Below are 2,079 nucleotides of genomic sequence, written 5' to 3'. Positions count from 1 at the left end.
TACCTATTTCCCCGATCCCAAGGGGATGAACGATCAGCTCAAATCGATGGGCATGCGCTCGATCATCAGCGTCTGGCCGCGTTTCGAGCGGGAATCCCGCTATTTCGACATGCTGTCCGCCAAGGGCTGGCTGCTCAAGGACAAGGATGGCCATGCGGTGGACGGCCTGCCCGTCCGCGCCGACCGCGCCGGAGCGCTGATCGACAGCACCAACCCCGAGGCGCGCGCCTGGTTCTGGAGCAAGATCCGCGACAACATCGCCAGCCAGGGCTTCGACTGGTTCTGGCTGGACGAGACCGAGCCCGATCTGGTGCCCGATGGTTCCTTCTATTCCATCGGCTCGGGCGACCGCTATCACAACCTCTTCCCGCTGCTGCACACCGAGGGCGTGGCTCAGGGTTCGGTGCGTGACCGGCCCGATTTCCGCAATCTGATCCTGTCACGCGCGGCCTATCTTGGTTCGCAGCGCACTGGCGGGCTCTTCTGGTCTTCGGACGTCCATGCAACCTGGGAGACGCTCAAGCGGCAGGTGCCCGCCGGGCTGAACTTTACGGCTTCGGGTCTGGCCTATTGGGGCAGCGATATCGGCGGCTGGCAGTGGCCGAGCGGCCCCAAGGCCGAGCATCCGCTGCTGGTCGATCCGGCGGGCGCGACGGCGATGGCGGCGGCTTATACCGATTATCCCGAGCTGTTCGTGCGCTGGTTCGAATACAGCGTCTTTTCGCCCACCTTGCGCATCCACGGCCAGCGCCCCGGCACCGCGCTGTGGCAATATGGCAAGGCCGCCGAGCCGATCCTGGCCGACAATCTGCGCCTGCGCTATGCGCTGATCCCCTATCTCTATGCGCAGGGCCGCCAGACCTATGAGACCGGCGCGCCCTTCATGCGCGCCCTGTTCATGGATTTCCCCAAGGATCCCAAGGCCGCCACGGTGGGCGACCAGTATATGCTGGGCAAGGCCTTCCTGGTGGCGCCGGTGACGGAGCAGGGGCAGACGAAGAAGTCGGTCTATCTGCCCGCCGGCACCGCCTGGTACGATTACTGGACCAACCGTCGCTATGAAGGCGGCCAGACCATCGAGGCCGATGCGCCGATCGAGCATATCCCGGTCTTCGTGCGCGCCGGCTCCATCGTGCCCATCGGCGTGCAGGTCGACAGCACCGCCAGCAAGCAGGCGCTGGAGAGCATCCGCGTCTATCCCGGCGCCAATGGCACATTCACGCTCTATGACGACGATGGCACCACCAATGGCTATCGCGCGGGCAAGGACGGCCGCAAGGCCGAACTGGTGTGGGATGACGCCAGCGGAAAGCTGACCAGCCGCCAGCCTTTGCCCAGCGGGCAGGCCCTAAGCGGCCTTATCAAGATCATGGGCGGCCAATAAGCCGCGCTGCCAATTTTTCAGAGGATTTCACGATGACAGGAATGAATCGCCGCGAGCTCGGCAAGGGCCTTGGCGTTGCGGCGCTCGGCTCGGCGCTCGGTGGACGTCTCGATGCGGCGCAGGTCGGCACCAGCGGCGCGGCAGCGCCTGAGGGCGGGCTCGCGTTTCCGCAGGGCTTTCTCTGGGGCTGCGCCACGGCGGCCTATCAGATCGAGGGCGCTGTGAAAGAGGATGGGCGCGGACAGACCAATTGGGATGTGTTCTCGCACACGCCGGGCAAGACCACCGATGGCGGCACGGGCGATGTCGCCTGTGACAGCTATCACCGTTATGCCGAGGATATCGGACTGCTCAAAGCGCTGGGGGTCAAGGGCTATCGCTTCTCGATCGCCTGGTCGCGCATCTTCCCCGATGGGCGCGGCAAGCCCAACCAGAAGGGCCTCGATTACTACAACCGCCTGATCGATGGCCTGCTGGCCGCCGGGATCGAGCCGCATGTCACTCTGTTCCACTGGGATCTGCCCACGGGCCTCGCCGGGGGCTGGCAATCGCGTGACACCGCCTATGCCTTCGCCGATTACGCGGGCTACATGGCGGGCAAGATCACCGATCGCGTCAGCCACCTGATGACGGTCAATGAGCTGCGCTGCTTCACCGACCTGTCCTATATGACCGGCGGCAAGGCGCCCGGCCTG

Annotated in this window: 2 protein-coding genes; both read left to right on the top strand. The window is 65.0% G+C overall.

What is annotated here, in order from left to right:
- On the top strand, positions 1-1,384 hold a 1,384-nt coding region (locus tag SR3_RS30190), incomplete at its 5' end, for a glycoside hydrolase family 31 protein (protein WP_157099222.1).
- Between the two features lie 32 nt (positions 1,385-1,416).
- The coding region (locus SR3_RS30185; RefSeq protein WP_157099221.1) for a glycoside hydrolase family 1 protein at positions 1,417-2,079 on the top strand (663 nt) is incomplete at its 3' end.

Source organism: Novosphingobium rosa NBRC 15208, assembly GCF_001598555.1.
Classification (GTDB): Bacteria; Pseudomonadota; Alphaproteobacteria; order Sphingomonadales; family Sphingomonadaceae; genus Novosphingobium; species Novosphingobium rosa.
This window is presented reverse-complemented; position numbering and strand designations above follow the sequence as displayed.